Raw genomic sequence first — 22,341 nt, 5'->3', positions numbered from 1 at the left:
GCGGACGCGGAGCGAGTGACAGGGAGGGAGCCCGGGAGATGGACGACAAGGAAACTCTTCGGGTGGGGGTGGCGGTGCGGCGCCTGCGCCGCAGCCTGGGCCTCACCCTCGCCGTGGTCGCCGAGCGCAGCGGCCTTTCGGTGCCCTTCCTCAGCCAGATCGAGAACGAGCGCGCCCGCCCCAGCGCCCGCTCCCTCCAGCGCGTGGCGGACGCCCTCAACACCACGGTCGGCGACCTGTACGACGCCGCCGACTGCACCCGCACCGTCGACGTGGTCCGCGCCGAGCCCGAAGCGGACGCCCCCGGCGTCCGGTCCCTGCTGCGCGGCCACCACCAGCTGCACGCCATGGAGTTCACCGGCGAGCAGGACACCGGGCGCGAATTCCAGCACCGCAACGACGAGTTGATGTACGTGGTCGACGGGGCCGCCGAGGTCGAGGCCGAGGGCCGCGCCTACCGGCTGGAACGCGGTGACACGCTGTGCCTGTCCGGCGGGGTCCGGCACCGCTGGCGGGCCGCCCTGCCCGGCACCCGGATCCTGGTCGTGGCGGTCGCCGACCACATCGAGGCCATCGAGGAGACCCGGCACTGATGAGGGTGGTCTCCCTCGTCCCGTCCCTGACGGAAGCGGTCGCGGTCACCGCACCCGGGCTCCTGGTGGGAGCGACCGACTGGTGCAGCCACCCCGCCGGGCTCGACGCCGTACGCATCGGCGGCACCAAGAACCCGGACGTGGCGGCCATCGAGGCGCTCGCCCCGGATCTGGTCGTCGCCAACGAGGAGGAGAACCGGGCCGCCGATCTGGCGGCGCTGGGCGCGGCCGGGCTCGACGTCCTGGTCACCGAGGTCCGCTCGCTGCCGCAGGCGTTCGCCGAGCTGGAGCGGGTCCTGGTCGACGGCTGCGGTCTCGCCAGGCCGGGCTGGCTCGACGCGGCCGAAACGGCGTGGGCCGGGGTGCGGGCGGGCGCGGAACGGCGGGCCGTCGTGCCGGTCTGGCGGCGCCCCTGGATGGTGCTCGGCCGGGACACCTTCGCGGGCGACCTGCTGGCCCGGCTCGGCGTGCGCAATCTCTACGCCGGCCACGCCGAGCGCTACCCCCGCGTCGGGATCGACGAGCTGAACGCGGCCGGAGCCGAGCTGGTGGTGCTGCCCGACGAGCCGTACCGCTTCACGCGCGAGGACGGCCCGGAGGCCTTCCCCGGGCTGCCCGCCGCACTCGTCTCCGGGCGCCACCTCACCTGGTACGGGCCGTCACTGGCCGAAGCTCCGGCCGTACTCGGCGCGGCGCTCCGGATCAGCGGCTGAGGCTCCTACTTCTTCACGGGGGCCGCGAGCAGCCTGCCGTTGACCAGGCCGCGTACGGTGTGGAATCCGGCCACCAGCCAGGCGGTCACAAGCAGCGCGTACAGGGCGACCGCCAGCCAGTCGAACGCGTCGAGCCCGGTGTGGTGGGCGAGGCCCTCGGCGCCGGTGACACAGGTGCCGACCGGGAAGGTGAAGGCCCACCAGGTCATCGCGAAGCGCATGCCGCCCCGGGCCGCCCGGACGGCCATGGCCACCGCGAGCGCCAGCCACATCAGGGCGAAGCCCATCACCGGCACGCCGTACAGCACGGCGAAGGCGCCCATTCCGTTCGCGTACGTGGCGGCGATGGCGCCGGGGGCCACATCGGCCAGCTTGTTCACGGCGGTGGTGGACTGGCCGAGCGGGCCGAGCACCAGGAACAGGGTGGGGGTGAGGAAGAGGGGCAGCGCACCCCGGTGGATCAGGCGCGAGAACACCGCGGGCAGGATGACCAGGGTGGCCAGCAGGCTCATGCCGAACATCGCGTACGAGCCGAGCAGCAGCGCCTCGCGGGCCTGGCCCGCGGGGAGGTGGGGGACGAGCAGCGGGCCGAGGGTGGCCGAGACCATCGGCGCGACCACGGGGAGCAGCCAGACCGGGGACGCGCTGCCGGGTGCCACGTCATGGCGCACGACCATCAGGTACGGGACGGCCACGGTGGCGGCCAGGCCGATCAGGGTGCCCACGCCGTACAGCACCCAGGCCAGCGGGACGGCCGCGCTCTCGCCGATCACGTCGGTGCCGACGGTCAGGGTGCCGATGCCGACGGCCAGGAACGCCATCGCCAGACAGCCGTAGAAGGGTGCCACGGTCGGGTCCAGGAGATGCGCGCGGGCCTGGTCGCGATGGTGCAGCCAGTGCCCGGCCCGGGCGCCGAGCAGCACCACGAGCATGGCCAGCGAGAGCGCCCAGATCACCGGAAGGCCCGGGATGTGGAAGGGAAGACCGGCACCCGCGTTCGCGATGATGGCGGTGCCCATGACCGCCGCGTACCAGTTCGGGCCGAGGTGGCGAAGGGCGGGGCGCCGCGCGGCGGCGGGGGTCTGGGTGCGGGGACGCGGTTGCGCGATGGTGGCCATGCATCCAGCTTCGTCCCGGTCAACGGCCCCCGCCACGCCTGCCGGGGCTATGAGCCCATAAGCTGGGTTTATGAGCTTGAACGGTCCTGAGGACACCAACCCACTGGCCCACCGGGTGCCGGACCTGGGCGCGATGGAACTGCTGCTCGCGGTCGCCCGGCACGGCAGTCTGGGGCGGGCGGCCCGCGACCTCGGCATCACCCAGCCCGCCGCCAGCAGCCGGGTCCGCTCCATGGAGCGGCTGCTGGGCGTCGCACTCGTCGACCGCTCGCCGCGCGGATCCCGGCTCACCGCCGAGGGCGTCCTCGTGACGGACTGGGCGCGGCGGGTCGTGGAGGCGGCCGAGGCATTCGACGCGGGCGCGCAGGCGCTGCGGGGCCGCCGGGACTCGCGGCTGCGGGTCGCCGCGAGCATGACGATCGCCGAGTACCTGCTGCCCGGCTGGCTGATCGCGCTGCGCGCGGAGCGGCCCGGCACCGCGGTGTCGCTCAGCGCCGGGAATTCGGCCGTGGTCGCGGAGCGGCTGCTCGCCGACGAGGCCGAACTCGGCTTCGTGGAGGGGCTCGGGGTGCCCGCCGGCCTGGACTCGGCGGTCATCGGCCACGACCGCCTGGTCGTCGTCGCGGCCCCCTCGCACCCGTGGGCCCGCAGACGGCACCCGCTGGCCCCCGCGGAACTGGCCGCGACCCCGCTCATCCTGCGCGAACAGGGCTCGGGCACCCGCCAGGTCCTGGACGCCGCGCTCGCCGCCCACGGCGGTCTCGCCGAACCGCTCCTCGAACTCGCCTCCACCACCGCGGTGAAGGCGGCCGTCGTCAGCGGTGCGGGCCCCTCGGTGCTCAGCGAACTCGCCCTGGGGGAGGAGCTGGCGGCCCGCCGCCTGGTGCGGGTCCCGGTCGAGGGCGTACGGCTGCGGCGCGATCTGCGCGCGGTGTGGCGCCAGGGACCGCTGCCGGCGGGGCCCGCCCGCGACCTGCTCTCCCTGACCCGAAACGCCTGACGCACGTATGTGACGCAGCGTCAGGCGGGCACGAGGCGAAGGCCGTTGGTGTCCTGGCGGGCCCGGGCCAGGCGCTGCTCGATGGTGTGCCGCACCACCGGCCACTCCTCGTCGAGGACCGAGTAGAACGCCGTCCCGCGCACGAGTCCGTCCAGGCCCCGGGTGTGGACCCGGCGCACTCCCTCGCACACCGCGCCGAGACGTTCGATCGCGGCCCGCGAGCGGGTGTTGCGGGCGTCGGCGCGCAGCGAGATCCGGCGTACCCGCCAGGTGTCGAAGGCGTGCTGGAACATCAGCAGCTTGGCCTCGGTGTTGATGCCGGTGCCCTGGGCGTGCGCGGAGAGCCAGGTGCCGCCGATCTCGGCCGCGTCCGGGACCGCGTCGGCGGCGCCGGTCAGCGGGCCGCGCGGCGCGGGCGGCCACACCACGGGCCCGTCCCAGTAGTCGAGTTCGCAGAACCGGGTCGAGCCGACGACCAGCCCGTCGCCGGCCCGCACCGTCGCGAACACCAGGGACCGGCCGGCCTCCTGGTCGGCCAGGGCGCTCTGGATGTAGGCGTGCGCCGCTTCGAGTCCGTGCGGTACCGGCGTGAAGGCGTACGAGGTCCGGTCGGCCGCCGCGGCGGCGGCCAGGGCCGGGGCGTGGGACGCGGTGAGCGGTTCGAGCCGTACGGAACGGCCCGACAGGATGACGGGTGCGGGCACGGGGCCTTCAGGTCCTTCGGGGCGCGGCGGAGCCTCCCCGCCGATGGGCGGAGGAAGCGGGGAACACGGAGACACCCGGTCAGGATGTGTCCGTGAAATGGCCAAGGAAGGAACGAGTGCGCGAAGAGGAACGAGCGGCCAGGTGAAGGCGAGGAGTCTCGGGGAATCCGCCCGATGAGGGGCGGCGAGAGGAAGATACCCGGACGACCGCCCAATCGTCACCCCCTCGGAGAGGTGATGATTTCCGGGCGTGTCGTACGGCCCCGGACCCAACCGGGTCCGAGGCCGTGGCAGCGGGTCTGAGCTGGGGCTTCAGCGGGTGGACGCGGCCCGCACGAGCCCCTGGGCCACGCGTGTGTCCGTGCCCATTTCGGGATGCCACTGGACGCCCAGGACCCAGCCGGGGCCGGGCAGTTCGGCGGCCTCCACCGTGCCGTCCTCGGCATGGGCCGAGGCCACCAGGCCGGTGCCGAGCCGGTCCACGCACTGGTGGTGGTGCGTCGGCACGTCGGATGCCTCGGGCACCAGTGACGCGTACAGCGTGCCCGGCACCGGCTTGACGGTGTGCGAGCCGAACACGCCCCGCCCGTTGGTGTGCCCCTCCAGATGCTGGACCAGGGTGCCGCCCAGCGCCACGTTGAGGAGCTGGAGGCCCCGGCAGATGCCGAGCAGCGGGGTGCCCGAGGCCAGTGCCGCGTCGATCAGGGCGAGTTCCCAGGCGTCCCGGTCCCGGGCGGGGGGACCGGTACGGGGCGACGGCTCAGCCCCGTACCGGACCGGCTCGACATCGGCCCCGCCCGCGATGACCAGGCCGTCCAGGCGCGCCACGACCTCGGCCGCGGCCGCCGGGTCGTCGTCGGGCGGCAGCAGCGCGGCGAGTCCGCCGGCCGCCCGGACAAGCCGGGGATAGGCGGCGGGCAGCAGGGCGGCGGGCATATCCCACACGCCCCACCGGGCGGGCTCCTGGTACGTACTGAGGCCGATGAGCGGCTTGGACACGGCGGCGGTCTCCGTTCGTTGGGCGGTGTTCAGTCCCGGGCGAGTTCGGCCTCGGCGGCGGCCAGGGCGGCGAACTCCTCCTCGGGCGCGTGGGCGACCAGTCGATGGCGACTGTAGAAGGCGAAGTAGGCCAGCGCGATCGCGTAGACGCCCAGGGCGATGAACGCGGCGTCCTTGTCCACCAGGAACGTCGCCACCAGCGCGGACAGCGCGAGGACGAAGGCGATCGCCGAGGTCAGGACCCCGCCGGGCGTGCGGTAGGGCCGCGCCAGGCCCGGCTCGCGGCGCCGCAGCACCAGGTGCGAGAGCGCCATCAGGGCGTACGAGATGGTGGCGCCGAACACCGCGACGTTCAGCATCCGGCCGCCGTTGCCGCTCCAGGCGGCGAGCGCGAAGCCGATCGCGCCGGGGATCAGCAGGCCCAGGTACGGCGACTTGCGGCGGCTGGTCAGAGACAGGAAGCGGGGGAGGTAGCCGGCCCGGGACAGGGCGAAGAGCTGGCGCGAGCCCGCGAAGATCAGCGAGAAGAAGGACGCCACCAGGCCCGCGAGGCCCGCGTAGTTGACGAAGCGGCTCAGCGCGGTCGGGCCGCCGTCGCCCTGGAGCGCGACGACCAGCGGGTTGCCCGCGCCCTTGATCGCGTCGGAGCCGTGCGCCCCGGTCGCGGCGAAGAAGGTCACCACGGCGAGCAGTACGAGGACCGACAGCGAGATGGCGAGCGCGCGCGGCATGGACCGCACCGGGTCCTTGGCCTCCTCGGCGGCCAGCGGCACCCCTTCGACACCGAGGAAGAACCACATCCCGAAGGGGAACGCGGCCCAGATGCCGAGCACCCCGAACGGCAGCCACGAGCTGGCCCCCAGCGCCGAGGCGTCGACCGGAATGTCGTTGAGCCGGGCCGCGTCGAAGTCGGTGAAGGCGCCGACGGCGAAGACCAGCAGGGCGGCGACCGCGATCGCGGTGACCACGAGGCTGAAGCGCAGGGCCTCGCCGACGCCCCACAGGTGGATCCCGATGAAGATCGCGAAGCAGGCGAGATAGACGGGCCAGCCGGAGGTCAGGCCGAACAGGCCGAGCGACTGGACGTAGTCGCCGATGAAGAGCGAGATCGCGGCGGGCGCCAGGATGTACTCGATGAGGATCGCGGTGCCGGTCAGGAAGCCGCCCCAGGTGCCGAGCGCCCGGCGGGCGAAGCCGTAACCGCCGCCCGCGGTGGGCAGGATGGCGGAGAGTTCGGCCAGCGAGAAGACGAGACAGGCGTACATGATGCCCATCAGGAGGGTGGCTACGGCGAGTCCGCCGAAGCCGCCCTTGGAGAGGCCGATGTTCCAGCCGGAGAAGTCGCCCGACACCACATAGGCGACGCCGAGCCCGGTGAGCAGCAGCCAGCCTGCGCTGCCGCGGCGCAGGGTGCGCCGGTGCAGGTAGTCGTCCGGTGCGGACGTGGGTGGTGCGGTGCGGAGGTCGGTGCCCTCGGCCATGAGCCGCTCCAGATGATCGTCAAGGAAGATCAGGTCAATGGTTCGGCTGCATACCTTTGCCGGAGGGTAGGGGTCAGCGCAAGGGGTGTACGTAAAACCGCGGTTACGGAAATCCGGGGTGAACGCCGCCCGGGGGCTGCTCAGGTCAGGAAGCCGCGCAGCAGCGCCGCCGTGCCCCCGCAGTGCTCCCGCATCACTTCCCGCGCCCCGTCCGCGTCGCCGTCGAGCACCGCCTCGACCAGTGCGGTGTGCTGGTGCTGCGAGTGCTCCAGGTTGCGGACCAGGAGCGGGATGCAGTCCAGGAGGTCGTTGACGGTGGCCCGCACGGCCGCGTACTGGGCGGTGAGCGTGGGCGATCCGGAGAGCTCGGCCAGGGTGAGGTGGAGCAGGGTGTCCTGGCGGCGGTAGTCGGTGAGCTCGGCGTCATGGGTCGCGGTGAGCGCGGCCCGCAGCCGCCCGGCGCCCTCTTCGGTGAGGCCATGCGCCGCGCACAGCCCGGCCGCGCCGACCTCCAGGACCTCCCGGAATCGGAGGATGTCCTCCACGTCCACCGAGGCGACGCGGCGGCGCAGTTCGACCTCGCCGCCCCCCTCGCCGGGTCTGGCCAGCACGAACGTGCCGCCGTACCGGCCGCGCCTGCTCTCCACCAGGCCCTGGTCCTGGAGCACCTTGAGCACCTCGCGCAGGGTGACCCGGCTGATCCCCATGCGTTCCGCCAACTCCCGCTCGGACGGCAGCCGTTCACCCGGCGGCACGAGTCCCAGGCGCAGCAGCTGGAGAATCTGCTCCAGCGCTTCCTCGAAGCCGTTCCCGGCCCGTACGGTCCGCAGTACGGGGACGAGGGCGTCCGGCGTCCTGCCGTCCGCACCGGCCGCCGAGTCGATCTTCTTCGCCACGTCGTGGATTCCCCTTCCCAATCAATGGTCTTACCCCATACCTTATGGCTCTCGGCTGACCCAAGGAGGAGCATCCCGTGGCAGACCGCACACCCCCGCTCTCGATCGAGGAGCTGCGCGCCCTCGTCGCGAGCGGTGAGATCGACACTGTCGTTCTTGCCTTCCCCGATATGCAAGGGCGACTGCAGGGCAAGCGCTTCGCGGCCGGGTTCTTCCTCGACGAAGTCCTGGCGCACGGCACCGAAGGCTGCAACTACCTACTCGCCGTCGACACCGAGATGAACACCGTCGACGGATACGCGATGTCCTCCTGGGAGCGCGGCTACGGCGACTTCGCCATGCACGCGGACCCGGCGACACTGCGCCGCGTCCCGTGGAACGAGGGCACCGCGATGCTCATCGCGGACCTCGGCTGGAACGACGGCTCACCGGTCGTCGCGGCCCCCCGCCAGATCCTGCGCCGCCAGCTGGAGCGGCTCGCGGAGCTCGGCTACACCGCCCAGGTCGGCACCGAACTCGAATTCATCGTGTTCAAGGACAGCTACGAGCAGGCCTGGGACGCCGGGTACAAGGGCCTCACCCCGGCCAACCAGTACAACATCGACTACTCGGTGCTCGGCACTGGCCGCATCGAGCCGCTCCTTCGCCGCATCCGCAACGAGATGCAGGCCGCGGGCCTGACCGTCGAGTCGGCCAAGGGCGAGTGCAACCCCGGCCAGCACGAGATCGTCTTCCGCTACGACGAGGCCCTGGTCACCTGCGACCAGCACGCCGTCTACAAGACGGGTGCCAAGGAGATCGCCGCCCAGGAGGGCGTCTCGCTCACCTTCATGGCCAAGTACGACCAGCGCGAGGGCAACTCCTGCCACATCCACCTCTCGCTCACCGACGAGGACGGCCGCAACGTGATGGCGGGCGACGGCCCCGACCACATGTCGCCGGTCATGCGCCACTTCCTCGCGGGCCAGCTGGCCGCGCTGCGCGACTTCTCCCTGCTGTACGCGCCGAACATCAACTCCTACAAGCGCTTCCAGCCGGGCTCCTTCGCGCCCACCGCCGTCGCCTGGGGCCACGACAACCGCACCTGCGCGCTGCGGGTCGTCGGCCACGGCCCCGCCACCCGCTTCGAGAACCGGCTCCCGGGCGGCGACGTCAACCCGCACCTCGCCGTCGCCGGACTCGTCGCGGCCGGCCTGTACGGCATCGAGCACCAGCTGGAACTCCCCGAGGCCTGCACCGGGAACGCCTACACCGGCGACTACGCCCACGTCCCCACCACGCTGCGCGAGGCCGCCGAGCTGTGGGAGAACAGCCCCATCGCCAAGGCCGCCTTCGGGGACGAAGTCGTCGCGCACTACCGCAACATGGCGCGGGTCGAGCTCGACGCGTTCGACGCCGCGGTGACCGACTGGGAGCTCCGCCGCTCCTTCGAACGCCTGTGAGGAACGACTTGTCCACTGCGTACGAGCTTCAGGTGCTCAACCCGGCCACCGAGGAGGTGATCGCCACCGTCCCGGGCGCCACCGCCGCCGATGTCGACGCGGCGGTGGTACGGGCCCGGGCCGCCCAGCGCGGCTGGGCGGCCGCGGCGCCTGCCGACCGGGCCAGGCTGCTCCGCCGGTTCGCGGCCACCGTCGACCAACACATCGAGGAACTGGCCCAGTTGGAGGTCCGCGAGGCCGGGCACACCATCGGCAACGCCCGCTGGGAAGCGGGCAACGTCCGTGATCTGCTCGACTTCTCCGCCGGGGGAGTGGAGCGACTGAGCGGCCGTCAGATCCCGGTCGCGGGCGGCCTCGACATCACGATCCTCGAACCGCTCGGCGTGATCGGCGTGATCGCCCCCTGGAACTTCCCCATGCCGATCGCCGCCTGGGGCGCCGCCCCCGCCCTGGCCGCCGGCAACGCGGTGATCCTCAAGCCCGCCGAGACCACCCCCCTCACCGCGCTGCGGCTGGCCGAACTCGCCCTGGAAGCAGGGCTGCCCGAAGGCCTCTTCCAGGTCCTGCCGGGTGCGGGCAGGATCGCGGGCGACGCGCTCGTCGAGCACCCCGGCGTCGCGAAGATCGTCTTCACCGGGTCGACCCGGGTCGGCAAGCGGATCATGGCCAAGTGCGCCGACCGCGTGAAGCGGGTGACCCTGGAGCTCGGCGGCAAGAGCCCCAACATCGTCTTCGCCGACGCGGACGTGGCAGCGGCGGCGGCCGCCGCCCCCATGTCGTTCCTGGACAACTCCGGCCAGGACTGCTGCGCCCGCACCCGCATCCTGGTCCAGCGCACCGCGTACGACCGCTTCCTGGAGCTGCTCGCCCCCGCGATCCAGGAGATCGTGGTCGGCGACCCGTCCGACGAGAAGACCCAGATGGGCCCGCTGATCTCCAAGGTCCAGCTCCAGCGCGTCCGGTCCTACGTGCCCGACAGCGCACCCGGCATCCGCGGCAGCGCGCCCGAGGGCACCGGCTTCTGGTTCCCGCCGACCGTCCTGACGGGCCTTGACGCCGACGCGCCCGCCGCCGTCGAGGAGGTCTTCGGGCCGGTCGCCGTGGTGCTCCCCTTCGAGGACGAGGCGGACGCGGTGCGGCTCGCCAACGCCACCGAGTACGGGCTCTCCGGTTCGATCTGGACCCGGGACGTCGGCCGCGCGCTGCGAGTGTCCCGAGGCGTCGCCGCGGGCAACCTCTCGGTCAACTCCCATTCCAGCGTGCGCTATTCGACGCCCTTCGGCGGCTACCGGCAGTCCGGCCTCGGCCGGGAACTCGGTCCCGACGCCCTCACCGCTTTCACCGAAACCAAGAACGTCTTCATCAGCACGGAGGCCTGAACCACCATGTCTTCTGACGCCATCATCTGCCGCCGCCTGGCCGGCCGCACCGCCGTCATCACCGGCGCCGGCAGCGGCATCGGCCTCGCCACCGCCAAGCGCCTGGCCGCCGAAGGCGCCAACGTCGTCTGCGGCGACATCGACGAGACGGCCGGAAAGGCCGCCGCCGAAGCCGTCGGCGGCACCTTCGTCAAGGTAGACGTCACCGACCAGGAACAGGTCGAGGCGCTCTTCAAGACGGCCTTCGACACCTACGGCAGCGTCGACATCGCGTTCAACAACGCGGGCATCTCGCCGCCCGACGACGACTCCATCCTCACCACCGGGCTCGACGCCTGGCGCAGGGTGCAGGAGGTCAACCTCACCTCCGTCTACCTGTGCTGCAAGGCCGCGCTGCCCTACATGCAGCGCCAGGGCCGGGGCTCCATCATCAACACCGCCTCGTTCGTGGCCATCATGGGCGCGGCCACCTCGCAGATCTCGTACACCGCGTCCAAGGGCGGCGTGCTCGCGATGTCGCGCGAGCTGGGCGTGCAGTTCGCCCGCGAGGGCATCCGGGTCAACGCGCTGTGCCCGGGGCCGGTCAACACCCCGCTGCTCCAGGAGCTGTTCGCCAAGGACCCGGAGCGCGCCGCGCGCCGCCTGGTGCACATTCCGGCGGGCCGGTTCGCCGAGGCCGACGAGATCGCGGCGGCGGTCGCCTTCCTCGCCAGCGACGACTCCTCGTTCATCAACGCCACCGACTTCCTGGTCGACGGCGGGATCTCGGGGGCGTACGTCACCCCCCTCTAAACCCCTCTGTTCACTTCAAGGTCATGCACAAGGCAGCCGGGCGTCGCACGACGCCCGGCTGTTCTGTCTACCGTCCGTGATGATCTTCCCCATGACAGGAGCCCCCCAGCGTGTCCACGCCCAGCATCGCCCGCCGGCTGCCGGTCCTCGCCGTGGCCCTCGCCATGGCCGCCACCGGTCTCGTCGCCGCCCAGCCCGCCGAGGCGCGCCCGGCCCACTGCCCCCAACTGACCATCTCCGACGGCTGGTACGGGGACAACCAGGCCCGCCTCCAGGAGCTGATCGACAGCTACGGCAAGTGCGGCGCGGGCGCCCGGCACGGCAAGAAGCCGGTCGCCGTCTTCGACTGGGACAACACCGTCGTCAAGAACGACGTCGGCGACGCGACGATGTACTGGCTGCTGCGCAACGCGAAGATCCAGCGTCCGGTGGGCGGCGACTGGCACACCACCAGCCGCTATCTGACCGACACCGCCGCGAGCGCGCTGGCCGCGTCCTGCCCGGCCGGTTCCGCCAAGACCCTTCCCACCGCCACCGACACCACGTGCGCGGACGAGATCCTCGCGGTCTACGGCGACGGGAAGACCAGCAAGGGCGCGGCGGCCTTCGCCGGGTACGACCGCCGCACCATCGAGCCCTCGTACGCCTGGCTCGCCCAGCTCCTGCACGGCTGGACCCCGGCCCAGGTCACGTCCTTCGCGTCGGCGGCCCGCACCGAGAACCTCGCGGCCCCCGCCGACGCCGTGCAGACGGTCGGCAGCAACACCAAGGCCACCGCGTGGGTGCGCTACTACGACCAGCAGCGCGATCTGATCCGTACGCTCCAGAAGGCGGGCTTCGACGTCTGGATCACCTCGGCCTCGCCCGAGCCGGTCGTGGACGTGTGGGCGCGCGGCGCGGGCGTCGACCCCGACCACGCCATCGGCATCCGCTCCACCACCGAGCACGGCCGCATCACCTCGCACCTCAAGGGCTGCGGCTCGGCGAAGGACGGCGACGACTCGGTGATCACCTACATCGACGGCAAGCGCTGCTGGATCAACCAGGAGATCTTCGGCGTACGGGGCGCGGCGGCCGAGCGGGTCCAACCGGCCGCCAAGCGGCAGGTGTTCGCAGCCGGGGACTCCGACACCGACGTCTCCTTCCTGCGGGACGCCACCGGACTGCGGCTCGCCCTGAACCGCAACAAGAACGAGCTGATGTGCCGGGCGTACGACGACCACGACGGCCGCTGGATCGTGAACCCGATGTTCATCGAGCCGAAGCAGCAGAAGACGGCGCCGTACCCGTGCGCCTCCACCGGCTACACCGGCCACGACGGCACCCCCGCCCCGGTCAGGCGCGGCGACGGCTCGATCGTCCCGGACCAGCGGGACACGGTGTACGCGGGCTGAACCCGGATCCAAGGTGTGGCCACGGTCCGCCGGACGCCCTCTGGAGGCAGGCTCTAAGGTGTGGCCATGACCATGACGACCCCGCCCGGCTGGTACCCGGATCCGGGCGTGCCCGGTGTCGAGCGCTGGTGGGACGGCACCGCCTGGACCGCCCACACCAGAGCGCCGGGCGGGCAGGCGTTCGGCCCGGCGCAGCCGGTCACTCCGCCGCAGCCGGTCACCGTCGCCGGGCCGCCCGTACGGCGGCGCGGCCCGCTGGTGGCGATCGGCGCGGCGGCCGTGGTCCTGGTGGCCGCGATCGCCGGCGGAGTCGTCGTCCTCGGCAAGGGCGACGACGGGGCGCCGAAGACGCCGGGCGGCTCCACCGGCACCACGGCGGCCAGTGCCACCAACTCGCCGCCGCCGAAGGCGAGTTCACCGCCATCCGCGGATCCGAACACCCTGGTCGATCAGCTCGACGGCATCACCCTGCCGATCCCGGACGGCTGGGAGAAGACGGACGACATGGTCGGCGGGCTCGTCACCATGCAGACGAAGGACACCTACAACTGCCCCGGCGCCTCCGGGTTCTGCCCGCACGGCAGGGTCACCACCGCCACGGCCGCCTCGACCGGCCTCAAGACCGCCGAGGCCGTCGCCAAGAACGACATCGGCGACGCGGCCAACGCCGCCTATGACCGCGACCCGGTCGGCAGCCGCCACTACAACGGCATCACCTCGCACCGCGAAGTGAAGTCCGGTCAGGTGGTGGTGAACGGCCGCACCGGCTACCTGGTGCGCTGGGAGGTCAAGACCGGCGCGGGGCCCGGCGGTTACGTCCAGTCGCTCGCCTTCCCCTCGACCGTCGGCAGCGAGGCGATGGTCATCGCCCGGTTCGCCTTCGACGCGGGCTCCGCCGGGCCGCCGCTCAGCCTCATGGACACCATCACCCGCGGCATCGCGCCCATCGGCGGCGGACAGAACGGCGGAGTCGGCAGCAGCCTCGCCCCGCCGTCCGGCTGAGAGCCAGTGCTCCGAGGCCTACCGGAACGTAACGCCCAGGCCTACAGGAACGTACGGCCCTCACCCCGGTACGTCGGCACGGTCGCCGTCACCCGGTCGCCCTCGACGAGCTGCAACTCCTCGAAGCGCTCGCACAGTTCGCCCGCCTTCGCGTGCCGGAACCACACCTTGTCGCCGATCAGCAGATCGTCGGCGGGGGAGCCGAGCAGCGGCGTCTGCACCTCGCCCGCGCCCTCCTGCGGGTCGTAGCGCAGTCCCTCCGGCAGATACGGCACCGGCAGCCGGTCCGCGCCGGGCGCGCCCGACGCGGGGTACCCGCCGCCCAGCACCGTCACGGCCCCGACGCCCGGCCGGCGCACCACAGGCTGGGCGAACAGCGCGGCCGGACGCCCGCTGAACGACGTGTAGTTGTCGAAGAGCCGCGGCACATACAGCCCCGACCCCGCCGCGATCTCGGTCACCGCCGCCTCGGCCGCCGTGTGCTGGACGCTGCCGGTGCCGCCGCCGTTGACGAACTCCAGGTCCGGTACGACCGCCCGCACCGCGCGGACCACCTCGGCCCGCCGGGCCGCCAGCTCCCGGCGGGCCGCCGCCTGCATCAGCCGGATCGCCCGCGACCGCACCGGGCGCCCCGCCACCGCGTCCCCGACCCCGGCCACATGCCCCTCGTACGCCATCAGACCCACCAGCCGGAAACCCGGCCGGCGCGCCACCGAGCGGGCCAGATCGGCGAGTTGGGCGGGGGTGCGCAGCGGGGAGCGGCGTGCGCCGACCCGCAGCCGGCCGCCGAGGAGGTGGAGCGAGGTGTCCAGTTCCAGGCAGACCCGTATCTCCAGGCCCTCGCGCTCGCGCGCCCGGTCCACGAGGTCCAGCTGCGCCGGGTCGTCGATCATCACGGTGACGGCCCCCGCCAGCTTGGGGTCCGCGGAAAGCTCGGCGAAGGAGGCGCGGTCCGCCGAGGGATACGCGAGCAGGACGTCGTCGAACCCGGCCCGCGCCAGCCACACCGACTCGGCGAGCGTGAAGGACATCAGGCCCGCGAAACCGGGCCGGGCGAGCACCCGCTCAAGCAGGGCCCGGCACCGCACCGACTTGCTGGCGACCCGGACCGGCTTTCCGGCCGCCCGGCGGACCAGATCGTCCGCGTTGGCGTCGAACGCCTCCAGATCGACGATCGCGACGGGCGCATCGAGATGAGCGGTCGCCCGGTCGTACCGGGCGCGGTCAGCGGCGCGGGGTGTCATGGCGGAAGCCTGCCAGAACCGGTTACCACAAGGTAGGGGGACGATCGGCGCAGATGCCGCGGGCCTGCGGACCGGTCTCGGCCCGCACAGGATCAGCCCGTAGAGTGACGCCCGAGCGGGTAACGGGCTGAACCGGACGGCACGAGGGGTACGAGGGGGGCGGATGACCACCGACGCACGACGCCCCAGCACCCCTCAACCGCCGCCGCCCGCACCGGAACCCGAGCCGTCCGGCGAGCTCGCACCGGCCCCCGAGCCGTGGGCCCCCGGGGACGCCGCGGGCCGATTGCGCTCGGCCCTGGACCTGATCGACCCGGGCCCGGTCCTGCCGAACACCCCCATACCGCCCATGACTTCGGCCCCGCCGCCCCCCGTCATACCCCCGCTGCCCGCCGCCCCGCCGCGGCCGCTGCTGCCCCCGGAGCCCCTCTCCGACGAGCCCACCGGGCTGCGGCCGGTGCCCTCCCGGCGGCCCGGAGTCGTGGCCGCGGCCGCCGCTTGCGTGGTCCTCGGCACCGGGCTCATCGGCGGGGCCGCCGCCGGAACCTGGCTGGGCGGCGACTCCGCCGGGCCCGCCGCCCGCAGCAACTACGCCGCCGCCCGCGACCTGTGGCACAGCGTGCCGGTCGACACCCTCTTCCCCCGCACCATCACGGGCACCGGCGCGGGCCCCGGCGGCGCCGAGCGCGACTGGATACGGATCGGCGTCGCGCCCGACAGCGACTGCGCGGGCGCTCTCGACCCGCTGCTCCTCAAGGTGCTCGAACCGGTCGGCTGCGCCCGCATGGTGCGCGCCACCTACACCGACGCGACCAGCAGCAGCGTGACCACCGTCGGCCTGGTCTTCACCCAGGCCGAACCGGCCGCGATGACCGCTCTGGAGAACCGGTTCGTCAATGAGAAGCTCGGCGACCGCAGCGATCTGATGCCGCGCACCTTCTCCGTCAAGGACACCGAGGCCGCCGCCTTCGGCGACAAGCAGCGGGCGAGCTGGACCGTACGGGTCCTCACCGACGCACCCGTCGTCGTCACCGCCGTCTCCGGATTCGCCGACGGCCGCCCGGTCGCCGCGCCCCAGTCCGCCGATCAGGCCACCGCCGTCGGCGCGACCGGCCCCGCCGCCGAGGCCGGCCTGGGCTTCGAGGCCAAGGGCATCGCGGACAACATCGAACGCGGCCTGCGCAAGAAGGCCGCCGCCACCCCGGAGCCCGCTCGATGACCAAGTCCGTCCGGCTGCGCCGCACCGCCGCACTCGCGTCGGCCGCCGCGCTCACCCTGTTGCTGACCGCCGCCCCGGCCCGCGCCGACGGCATCCGCGACCGCCAGTGGGAGCTGGGCGCGATGCACACGCAGCAGGCGTGGCGTACGGCCAAGGGCAAGGGCGTCACGGTGGCCGTCCTCGACACCGGCGTCGACGCCGGCCACCCCGACCTCGCCGGACAGGTCCTGCCCGGCACCGACCTCATCGGCTTCGGCGCGAGCCAGGGCAGCCGCGACTGGGCCCGGCACGGCACCGCCATGGCCGGCATCATCGCGGGTCACGGGCACGGCGCCGACAACGAGTCCGGGGTGCTCGGCATCGCCCCCGAAGCCAGGATCCTCCCGGTCCGGGTCATCCTCGAATCGACCGACCCGGCCCGCAAGCAGGCCCGCGAGACCAAGGGCGGCGCGCTCGCCGACGGCATCCGCTGGGCCGCCGACAACGGCGCCGACGTCATCAACCTCTCGCTCGGCGACGACAGCGAATCCGCGCACCCCGAACCCGCCGAGGACGCCGCGATCCAGTACGCGCTCGGCAAGGGCGCCGTCGTCGTGGCCTCCGCGGGCAACGGCGGAGACCAGGGTGACCACATCTCCTACCCGGCCGCCTACCCCGGCGTCATCGCGGTGGCCGCCGTCGACAAGAACGGCACCCACGCCTCCTTCTCCACCCGCCGCTGGTACGCCACCGTCAGCGCGCCCGGCGTGGACGTCGTCATCGCCGACCCCGACCTCAAGTACTACGAGGGCTGGGGCACCAGCGCGGCCTCCGCGTTCGTCTCCGGCGCCGTCGCCCTCGTGCGCTCCGGCCACCCCGGGCTCACCCCCGCGCAGATCAAGAAGCTGCTCGCCGACACCGCCCGGGACGCCCCGCAAGGCGGCCGCGACGACGCCCGCGGCTACGGCATGGTCGACCCCGCCGCCGCCCTCGCCGCCGCCGCGAAGCTGAAGCCCGCCGGGCTGCGCTCCGAGTCCACGGCGTACGGCAAGGCCTACTTCGGCAGCGGCCCGGACGCCCCGGTCTCCGCCGACGCCCCGGCGAACTGGCTGGCCCCCGTCTCCGCGGGCGGCGGTGTCCTGCTGCTGACCGCGGGCGTCGTCCTGTGGCGCTCCACCCGGGTCAGAACCCCGCGCGAGTGGCTCTGAAGCCGGTCCTGCGCCAAGGCCGTGCCGGGGCCGGTACCGGCCCCGGTTAGGCTCGTGCCGTGGCGCTCAAGAACATTCCGGATTCCGGTTTCTCCGACGACGACGGCACTGCCGCCCCCGAACTGACCGAGGCGCTGGCCGCCTGGGCCCAGGACCGATCGGCCGAGCCGCGGGTGCTGGCCGCGCTGACGACGGCCCGCCTGCTGGTCCCCGTGGTCGCGATGCTCGGCGAGAGCGAGATCGACGAGAGGGGCCTCAAGCGCGAGAAGACCAGCGACATGGCCGTCCCCACCCTCAAGGCGGGCGACCGCACGGCGCTGCCCGCCTTCACCTCCATCGAGGCGCTCGCACTGTGGGACCCCGCCGCCCGGCCGGTCGCCGTCCCGCTGCACCAGGCCCTCGCGGCCGCCGTCCACGAGAAGGCCGACACCGTGGTCATCGACCTCGCGGGCCCGGTCGCGTACGAACTGAAGGGCGCGGCCCTGCTCGCCCTCGCGGAGGGCCGCACCAGCGCGGACCCGCTGGACGACCCGTCGGTGCTCGAAGCGGTGCGCTCCGCCGTGGCGGCCGTCCCCGCGGTGCTGCGCGCCCACCTCGGCCCCGGCAGCGCGGACGGCACGCTCGCCCTGGTTCTTGCCGATGGGACGGCGCCGGCCGACGCCGCCCGCCGGGTCGCGGAGCTGATCGCCGCCGACGAGACCCTGCGGGCCCGGCTGGTACGGGGCCTCGACCTCGCCCTGCTGCCGATGCAGGCCCCGCCGCCGAACGAGCCGCTCTTCACCCGCTGAGCGGGAGCCGGAGCGGCAGCGGCTCGGGGCCTCAGCCGAAGACGGCGCCCGTGTACTTCTCGCCGGGGCCCTGGCCCGGCTCGTCCGGCACGATCGACGCCTCGCGGAACGCCAGCTGGAGCGACTTCAGACCGTCGCGCAGCGGGGCCGCGTGGAAGGAGGAGATCTCGGTGGCCCCGGCGTCGAGCAGACCGGCCAGGGCGTGCACCAGCTTGCGGGCCTCGTCGAGGTCCTTGTACTGGTCGCCCTCCTCGGTAAGACCGAGCTTCACGGCGGCGGCGCTCATCAGGTTCACGGCGACCGTCACGATCACCTCGACCGCGGGAACCTCCGCGATGTCGCGGGCCATGGTGTCGAAGTCGGCGGACTCGTTGGGGGGCGTTTCACTCATGCCCCACACGATATGCGGTGCGGGCCACCGCTCCTCCCGCGCACTCGATTAGCCCCCCTGTCCGGTTGCTGCTAACCTTGTGTAACGACCGGCCAGGCACGTGTGCCCGGCCCACAAGTGGAGGCTCCGATCTCCCACCCGACCACCCTCCGGGGCGGCGGGTCATCCGGTCAGGTGGCCACCATCGTTCCGTACGGACGATGGAGCCGCCCGATGTGCGCCCCGCGGTGGACCGCGGCGGTGTTCCGGTTTTCTTGGAGCCCCGCCTGTGTCCGTCCGGGGCATTTTTCGTTCCCCGCGACGGTTGGTCACGTCATACAGACGTACGCGGCTGTCCGCAGGTCAGTCGTGTGGTGCTACCGAGGAGGATCCATCAGCGCCGAGCCCCGCATCAACGACCGGATTCGCGTGCCCGAGGTGCGACTTGTCGGCCCCAGTGGCGAGCAGGTCGGAATCGTTCCGCTTGCCAAGGCCCTGGAGCTCGCACAGGAGTACGACCTCGACCTGGTCGAGGTGGCGGCGACCGCCCGTCCGCCCGTGTGCAAGCTCATGGACTACGGGAAGTTCAAGTACGAGTCGGCCATGAAGGCCCGTGAGGCGCGCAAGAACCAGGCGCACACGGTCATCAAGGAGATGAAGCTCCGGCCGAAGATCGACCCGCACGACTATGACACCAAGAAGGGTCACGTCGTCCGGTTCCTCAAGCAGGGCGACAAGGTCAAGATCACGATCATGTTCCGTGGTCGCGAGCAGTCCCGGCCGGAACTCGGCTACCGACTGCTCCAGCGCCTCGCTTCGGACGTGGAGGAGCTCGGCTTCGTCGAGTCCAGCCCGAAGCAGGACGGCCGAAACATGATCATGGTCCTCGGTCCGCACAAGAAGAAGACCGAGGCGATGGCCGAAGCCCGCGAGGCCCAGGCGGCCCGCAAGGCGGAGCGCCAGGGTCAGTCGGCTCCGGCGGCGGAGGACGAGACCGCGACCGAGGCGCCCGTCGCCGAAGCCGTGGCCGAGGAACACCCCGCCGAGGCCTGATTCCGGGACAGCCGTTCCGGATATCCGATACATATGACGCTCCCGAGCGCCGGTTCCCGGACCGGCTGGGAGCGCCACTGACGAGGAGATAACGGCGCTATGCCGAAGAACAAGTCGCACAGCGGTGCCAGCAAGCGCTTCAAGATCACCGGCTCCGGCAAGGTGCTCCGTGAGCGCGCCGGCAAGCGCCACCTGCTCGAGCACAAGTCGTCCAAGAAGACCCGTTCGCTGACGGGCACGGTCGTCCTGGCTCCGGCCGACGCCAAGAAGATCAAGAAGCTTCTCGGCAAGTGACGTTCCGCCGCCTCCGGTCACCGGAGGCGGAACGTCGAGACCGGGACCTATTCGATTTCGGGTCGTGTGAGTCCAACCACGGCCCCGCTACAAGGAGTTAACAAGTGGCACGCGTCAAGCGGGCAGTAAACGCCCACAAGAAGCGCCGGGCGATCCTCGAGGCGGCCTCCGGCTACCGCGGTCAGCGTTCGCGCCTGTACCGCAAGGCCAAGGAGCAGGTCACCCACTCGCTGGTCTACAACTACAACGACCGCAAGAAGCGCAAGGGCGACTTCCGTCAGCTGTGGATCCAGCGCATCAACGCCGCTGCCCGCCAGAACGGCATGACGTACAACCGCCTCATCCAGGGTCTGAAGGCCGCCAACATCGAGGTGGACCGCAAGATCCTGGCCGAGCTCGCAGTCAACGACGCCAACGCGTTCGCCGCGCTCGTCGAGGTGGCCCAGAAGGCCCTCCCGAGCGACGTCAACGCGCCGAAGGCCGCCGCCTGATCAGGCAGCCCCTCTGGCATTGCCCGGACCCGCAGGCCCTCCCGCCTGCGGGTCCGCTGCGTTCCCCCTCGCCGCGTTTCCCCTCGCCACGTACGAAATGAGAGCCGCCGACCCATGGGCACCCCCGAGCTGATCTCCCCGCGTTCCCCGCGCGTCGCCGCCGCCCGCCGGCTCGCCCGGCGCAACTTCCGGGGCAAGGAACGCCGGTTCATCGCCGAGGGGCCGCAGGCCGTGCGCGAGGCCGTCGAGCACCGCAGCGGCGGCGAGGCCACCCTGACCGAGCTGTTCACCACCGTCGAGGCCGCCGAGCGGTACGCCGATATCGTGGCCGCCGCGCTGGACGCCGGGGCCCGCGTCCACTACGCCGACGACGAGGTGCTCGCCGAGGTCTCCCAGACCGTCACCCCGCAGGGACTGGTCGGCGTCTGCCGCTTCCTGGACTCGCCGTTCGAGGAGATCCTCCGGGCGGAGCCGAAGCTGGTCGCCGTGCTCGCGCACGTCCGCGACCCCGGGAACGCCGGCACCGTCCTGCGCTGCGCGGACGCCGCCGGCGCCGACGCGGTCGTCCTCACCGACGCCTCCGTCGACCTGTACAACCCCAAGTCCGTGCGCGCTTCGGTCGGTTCGCTCTTCCATCTGCCGGTCGCCGTGGGCGTACCCGTGGAGCAGGCCGTCCAAGGGCTGCGGGACGCGGGCGTCCGCATCCTGGCGGCCGACGGCGCGGGCGAGGACGACCTCGACGCGGAGCTCGACGCCGGCACCATGGGCGGGCCCACCGCGTGGATCTTCGGCAACGAGGCCTGGGGCCTGCCCGAGGAGACCCGCGCACTCGCGGACGCCGTGGTGCGCGTGCCCATCCACGGCAAGGCCGAGAGCCTCAACCTCGCGACCGCCGCCGCCGTGTGCCTCTACGCCTCCGCGCGTGCGCAGCGTGCTGCGGGAGGGTGCCGCTCCGTCACCTCGTACTAGTAGTGTTGCGGGCTCGGGGGCCCACTCAGCGCTTCGGAGAGGTGGGATAGGGGGATGGCTGTCGGCATGAGCAGCACCGGCAACAGCACCACGCTGTGCCCTTCCGACCGTCCTGACGTCCTCGGCTTCGACCCCGACGACCTGCCCGACGGCATCGTGGTCGCCGACGAGACGGGGCAGGTGGTCTGCTTCAACGCCGCCGCGGTGCGGATCACGGCCGTCGCGAAACACGAGGCGCTCGGCCGCCCGCTGGAGCGGGCGCTGCCCCTGGAGGACCTCAAGGGCCGCCGCTGGTGGCAGCTCACCGATCCGTACGGCGGACTCGCCATCCGGGTCGGCCAGCCCGAACGCAATCTGCTGCTGCCGGGCGGCCGCGAAGTGCTGGTCTCCGCGCGCTACGTGCGCGAGCACCCCACCGGTCCGGTCCGCCGGGTCGTGGTCAGCCTGCGCTCGACCGAGGCCCGGCGGCGCACCGAACGCTCCCACGCCGAGCTCATCGCCACCGTCGCCCACGAACTGCGCTCCCCGCTGACCTCCGTGAAGGGCTTCACCGCGACCCTGCTCGCCAAGTGGGAGCGGTTCACCGACGACCAGAAGCGGCTCATGCTGGAGACCGTCGACGCCGACGCCAACCGCGTCACCCGGCTCATCGCCGAACTCCTCGACATCTCGCGCATCGACTCCGGACGGCTCGAAGTGCGCCGCCAGCCCGTCGACATCCCGGCCGCCGTCGGCCGCCACATCCAGGCCCATGTCGCCTCCGGCCAGTCCCCGGACCGCTTCCTGGTCCGCATCCGGCGTCCGCTGCCCGATCTCTGGGCGGACCCGGACAAGATCGACCAGGTGCTCGGCAACCTGCTCGAAAACGCGGTGCGGCACGGCGAGGGAACCGTCACCATTGAGGTGGCACCAGCACCCGTCCGCATCGAAGAGCACGACGAGAAGGGAACGGCCGTCACCGTGAGCGACGAGGGCCCAGGCATCCCCGAGGAGTCGATGGGCCGTGTCTTCACCCGCTTCTGGCGGGGGAGCAAGCGCGGCGGGACCGGCCTCGGCCTGTACATCGTCAAGGGCATCGTCGAAGCGCACGGCGGCACCATCACCGTGGGGCGCGGGCCCGGTGGCGGCGCCCAGTTCCGATTTATCCTGCCCGTCGGCGCTCCGGCGTATCTCCAGTAGATCGCCCCCCGAGCCGCCCACGGGCGCACTCGCA

The 22,341-nt window shown here is 72.5% G+C and carries 23 protein-coding genes; 16 read left to right on the top strand and 7 right to left on the bottom strand.

Annotated elements, in window-relative coordinates; genetic code table 11:
- Positions 1 to 38 precede the first annotated feature (38 nt).
- Positions 39 to 593: a helix-turn-helix domain-containing protein gene (locus ACIBK6_RS12965; protein WP_399051245.1), complete on the top strand. Its 555-nt coding sequence runs from the start codon at positions 39 to 41 to the stop codon at positions 591 to 593.
- Entirely contained in the window at positions 593 to 1,306 is a 714-nt protein-coding gene (locus ACIBK6_RS12960; protein WP_399051244.1) for a helical backbone metal receptor, read from the top strand. The genes ACIBK6_RS12965 and ACIBK6_RS12960 overlap by 1 nt, the downstream gene beginning before the upstream one ends.
- Positions 1,307 to 1,311: 5 nt before the next feature.
- On the opposite strand, the gene ACIBK6_RS12955 is transcribed toward ACIBK6_RS12960, so the two are convergent.
- Positions 1,312 to 2,424: a TDT family transporter gene (locus ACIBK6_RS12955; RefSeq protein ID WP_399051243.1), complete on the bottom strand. Its 1,113-nt coding sequence runs from the start codon at positions 2,422 to 2,424 to the stop codon at positions 1,312 to 1,314.
- A 70-nt stretch (positions 2,425 to 2,494) separates the two neighbouring features.
- On the opposite strand from ACIBK6_RS12955, the gene ACIBK6_RS12950 reads away from it, so the two are divergent.
- Positions 2,495 to 3,424, top strand: coding sequence for a LysR family transcriptional regulator (locus ACIBK6_RS12950; RefSeq protein WP_399051242.1), 930 nt, complete (start codon positions 2,495 to 2,497; stop codon positions 3,422 to 3,424).
- A 20-nt stretch (positions 3,425 to 3,444) separates the two neighbouring features.
- Here the strand turns inward: ACIBK6_RS12950 and ACIBK6_RS12945 are convergent, their stop codons facing one another.
- The 4 genes from ACIBK6_RS12945 to ACIBK6_RS12930 all read right to left on the bottom strand — a co-directional run bounded on the left by ACIBK6_RS12945 (position 3,445) and on the right by ACIBK6_RS12930 (position 7,504).
- On the bottom strand, positions 3,445 to 4,128 hold the full coding sequence (locus ACIBK6_RS12945) for a GNAT family N-acetyltransferase (RefSeq protein ID WP_399051241.1): 684 nt from the start codon (positions 4,126 to 4,128) through the stop codon (positions 3,445 to 3,447).
- Between the two features lie 312 nt (positions 4,129 to 4,440).
- A complete protein-coding gene (locus ACIBK6_RS12940) occupies positions 4,441 to 5,127 on the bottom strand; it encodes a gamma-glutamyl-gamma-aminobutyrate hydrolase family protein (RefSeq protein ID WP_399051240.1) in 687 nt (228 codons plus the stop codon).
- A 29-nt stretch (positions 5,128 to 5,156) separates the two neighbouring features.
- Positions 5,157 to 6,608, bottom strand: coding sequence for an ethanolamine permease (gene eat / locus ACIBK6_RS12935; protein WP_399051239.1), 1,452 nt, complete (start codon positions 6,606 to 6,608; stop codon positions 5,157 to 5,159).
- A gap of 140 nt (positions 6,609 to 6,748) precedes the next feature.
- A complete protein-coding gene (locus ACIBK6_RS12930; protein WP_399051238.1) occupies positions 6,749 to 7,504 on the bottom strand; it encodes a FadR/GntR family transcriptional regulator in 756 nt (251 codons plus the stop codon).
- Positions 7,505 to 7,581: 77 nt separating this feature from the next.
- Between ACIBK6_RS12930 and ACIBK6_RS12925 the strand changes: the two genes are divergently transcribed.
- The 5 genes from ACIBK6_RS12925 (at position 7,582) to ACIBK6_RS12905 (ending at position 13,513) form a co-directional block, all read left to right on the top strand.
- The gene (locus tag ACIBK6_RS12925) at positions 7,582 to 8,946 is read left to right on the top strand and encodes a glutamine synthetase family protein (RefSeq protein WP_399051237.1); all 1,365 of its coding nucleotides are present in this window, start codon (positions 7,582 to 7,584) and stop codon (positions 8,944 to 8,946) included.
- A gap of 8 nt (positions 8,947 to 8,954) precedes the next feature.
- Positions 8,955 to 10,325, top strand: a complete 1,371-nt coding sequence (locus ACIBK6_RS12920; RefSeq protein WP_399051236.1) for an aldehyde dehydrogenase family protein — start codon at positions 8,955 to 8,957, stop codon at positions 10,323 to 10,325.
- A 6-nt stretch (positions 10,326 to 10,331) separates the two neighbouring features.
- The gene (locus tag ACIBK6_RS12915) at positions 10,332 to 11,117 is read left to right on the top strand and encodes a 3-oxoacyl-ACP reductase (protein WP_399051235.1); all 786 of its coding nucleotides are present in this window, start codon (positions 10,332 to 10,334) and stop codon (positions 11,115 to 11,117) included.
- A 164-nt stretch (positions 11,118 to 11,281) separates the two neighbouring features.
- Positions 11,282 to 12,511, top strand: a complete 1,230-nt coding sequence (locus ACIBK6_RS12910; protein WP_399051441.1) for a haloacid dehalogenase-like hydrolase — start codon at positions 11,282 to 11,284, stop codon at positions 12,509 to 12,511.
- Positions 12,512 to 12,577: 66 nt separating this feature from the next.
- A complete protein-coding gene (locus ACIBK6_RS12905) occupies positions 12,578 to 13,513 on the top strand; it encodes a DUF2510 domain-containing protein (protein ID WP_399051234.1) in 936 nt (311 codons plus the stop codon).
- A 41-nt stretch (positions 13,514 to 13,554) separates the two neighbouring features.
- Here ACIBK6_RS12905 and ACIBK6_RS12900 read toward each other — a convergent pair whose 3' ends face one another.
- Positions 13,555 to 14,757: an amino acid deaminase/aldolase gene (locus tag ACIBK6_RS12900; RefSeq protein ID WP_399051233.1), complete on the bottom strand. Its 1,203-nt coding sequence runs from the start codon at positions 14,755 to 14,757 to the stop codon at positions 13,555 to 13,557.
- A 163-nt stretch (positions 14,758 to 14,920) separates the two neighbouring features.
- On the opposite strand from ACIBK6_RS12900, the gene ACIBK6_RS12895 reads away from it, so the two are divergent.
- Genes ACIBK6_RS12895 through ACIBK6_RS12885 form a run of 3 tightly spaced genes read left to right on the top strand, consistent with a single transcriptional unit; the run spans position 14,921 to position 17,951 of the window.
- Positions 14,921 to 15,976, top strand: a complete 1,056-nt coding sequence (locus ACIBK6_RS12895) for a hypothetical protein (protein WP_399051232.1) — start codon at positions 14,921 to 14,923, stop codon at positions 15,974 to 15,976.
- Entirely contained in the window at positions 15,973 to 17,163 is a 1,191-nt protein-coding gene (gene mycP, locus ACIBK6_RS12890; RefSeq protein WP_399051231.1) for a type VII secretion-associated serine protease mycosin, read from the top strand. The genes ACIBK6_RS12895 and mycP overlap by 4 nt, the downstream gene beginning before the upstream one ends.
- 59 nt (positions 17,164 to 17,222) lie before the next feature.
- The gene (locus ACIBK6_RS12885) at positions 17,223 to 17,951 is read left to right on the top strand and encodes an SseB family protein (RefSeq protein ID WP_399051230.1); all 729 of its coding nucleotides are present in this window, start codon (positions 17,223 to 17,225) and stop codon (positions 17,949 to 17,951) included.
- A 31-nt stretch (positions 17,952 to 17,982) separates the two neighbouring features.
- Here the strand turns inward: ACIBK6_RS12885 and ACIBK6_RS12880 are convergent, their stop codons facing one another.
- Positions 17,983 to 18,342 carry a DUF1844 domain-containing protein gene (locus ACIBK6_RS12880; protein ID WP_399051229.1) on the bottom strand — a complete coding sequence of 120 codons (360 nt, stop codon included), beginning with the start codon at positions 18,340 to 18,342 and terminating at the stop codon, positions 17,983 to 17,985.
- 348 nt (positions 18,343 to 18,690) lie between these two features.
- Between ACIBK6_RS12880 and infC the strand changes: the two genes are divergently transcribed.
- From infC to ACIBK6_RS12855, 5 genes are all read left to right on the top strand, one after another.
- Complete coding sequence (gene infC / locus ACIBK6_RS12875; protein ID WP_399051228.1) at positions 18,691 to 19,374, top strand: translation initiation factor IF-3; 684 nt, start codon at positions 18,691 to 18,693, stop codon at positions 19,372 to 19,374.
- Between the two features lie 99 nt (positions 19,375 to 19,473).
- A complete protein-coding gene (gene rpmI / locus ACIBK6_RS12870; RefSeq protein ID WP_362721830.1) occupies positions 19,474 to 19,668 on the top strand; it encodes a 50S ribosomal protein L35 in 195 nt (64 codons plus the stop codon).
- A 104-nt stretch (positions 19,669 to 19,772) separates the two neighbouring features.
- Positions 19,773 to 20,159 (top strand): 50S ribosomal protein L20, encoded by a 387-nt coding sequence (gene rplT / locus ACIBK6_RS12865; protein WP_114037952.1) that lies wholly within the window; start codon positions 19,773 to 19,775, stop codon positions 20,157 to 20,159.
- A 114-nt stretch (positions 20,160 to 20,273) separates the two neighbouring features.
- Positions 20,274 to 21,128: a TrmH family RNA methyltransferase gene (locus ACIBK6_RS12860; protein WP_399051227.1), complete on the top strand. Its 855-nt coding sequence runs from the start codon at positions 20,274 to 20,276 to the stop codon at positions 21,126 to 21,128.
- Positions 21,129 to 21,194: 66 nt separating this feature from the next.
- Positions 21,195 to 22,307 carry an ATP-binding protein gene (locus ACIBK6_RS12855; RefSeq protein ID WP_399051226.1) on the top strand — a complete coding sequence of 371 codons (1,113 nt, stop codon included), beginning with the start codon at positions 21,195 to 21,197 and terminating at the stop codon, positions 22,305 to 22,307.
- Positions 22,308 to 22,341: the final 34 nt, after the last annotated feature.

It is taken from the genome of Streptomyces sp. NPDC050485 (genome assembly GCF_044458185.1).
In the GTDB taxonomy this organism is placed as follows: domain Bacteria; phylum Actinomycetota; class Actinomycetes; order Streptomycetales; family Streptomycetaceae; genus Streptomyces.
This window is presented reverse-complemented; position numbering and strand designations above follow the sequence as displayed.

Bases quoted from the DNA above. Each gene is read 5' to 3' on its own strand.
- ACIBK6_RS12950 (WP_399051242.1), top strand. From the start codon at position 2,495: ATGAGCTTGAACGGTCCTGAGGACACCAACCCACTGGCCCACCGGGTG.
- ACIBK6_RS12900 (WP_399051233.1), bottom strand. From the start codon at position 14,757: ATGACACCCCGCGCCGCTGACCGCGCCCGGTACGACCGGGCGACCGCT.
- ACIBK6_RS12955 (WP_399051243.1), bottom strand. From the start codon at position 2,424: ATGGCCACCATCGCGCAACCGCGTCCCCGCACCCAGACCCCCGCCGCC.
- ACIBK6_RS12965 (WP_399051245.1), top strand. From the start codon at position 39: ATGGACGACAAGGAAACTCTTCGGGTGGGGGTGGCGGTGCGGCGCCTG.
- ACIBK6_RS12880 (WP_399051229.1), bottom strand. From the start codon at position 18,342: ATGAGTGAAACGCCCCCCAACGAGTCCGCCGACTTCGACACCATGGCC.
- ACIBK6_RS12860 (WP_399051227.1), top strand. From the start codon at position 20,274: ATGGGCACCCCCGAGCTGATCTCCCCGCGTTCCCCGCGCGTCGCCGCC.
- mycP (WP_399051231.1), top strand. From the start codon at position 15,973: ATGACCAAGTCCGTCCGGCTGCGCCGCACCGCCGCACTCGCGTCGGCC.
- rpmI (WP_362721830.1), top strand. From the start codon at position 19,474: ATGCCGAAGAACAAGTCGCACAGCGGTGCCAGCAAGCGCTTCAAGATC.
- ACIBK6_RS12910 (WP_399051441.1), top strand. From the start codon at position 11,282: ATGGCCGCCACCGGTCTCGTCGCCGCCCAGCCCGCCGAGGCGCGCCCG.
- eat (WP_399051239.1), bottom strand. From the start codon at position 6,608: ATGGCCGAGGGCACCGACCTCCGCACCGCACCACCCACGTCCGCACCG.
- ACIBK6_RS12960 (WP_399051244.1), top strand. From the start codon at position 593: ATGAGGGTGGTCTCCCTCGTCCCGTCCCTGACGGAAGCGGTCGCGGTC.
- ACIBK6_RS12895 (WP_399051232.1), top strand. From the start codon at position 14,921: ATGACCACCGACGCACGACGCCCCAGCACCCCTCAACCGCCGCCGCCC.
- ACIBK6_RS12905 (WP_399051234.1), top strand. From the start codon at position 12,578: ATGACCATGACGACCCCGCCCGGCTGGTACCCGGATCCGGGCGTGCCC.
- ACIBK6_RS12855 (WP_399051226.1), top strand. From the start codon at position 21,195: ATGAGCAGCACCGGCAACAGCACCACGCTGTGCCCTTCCGACCGTCCT.
- ACIBK6_RS12915 (WP_399051235.1), top strand. From the start codon at position 10,332: ATGTCTTCTGACGCCATCATCTGCCGCCGCCTGGCCGGCCGCACCGCC.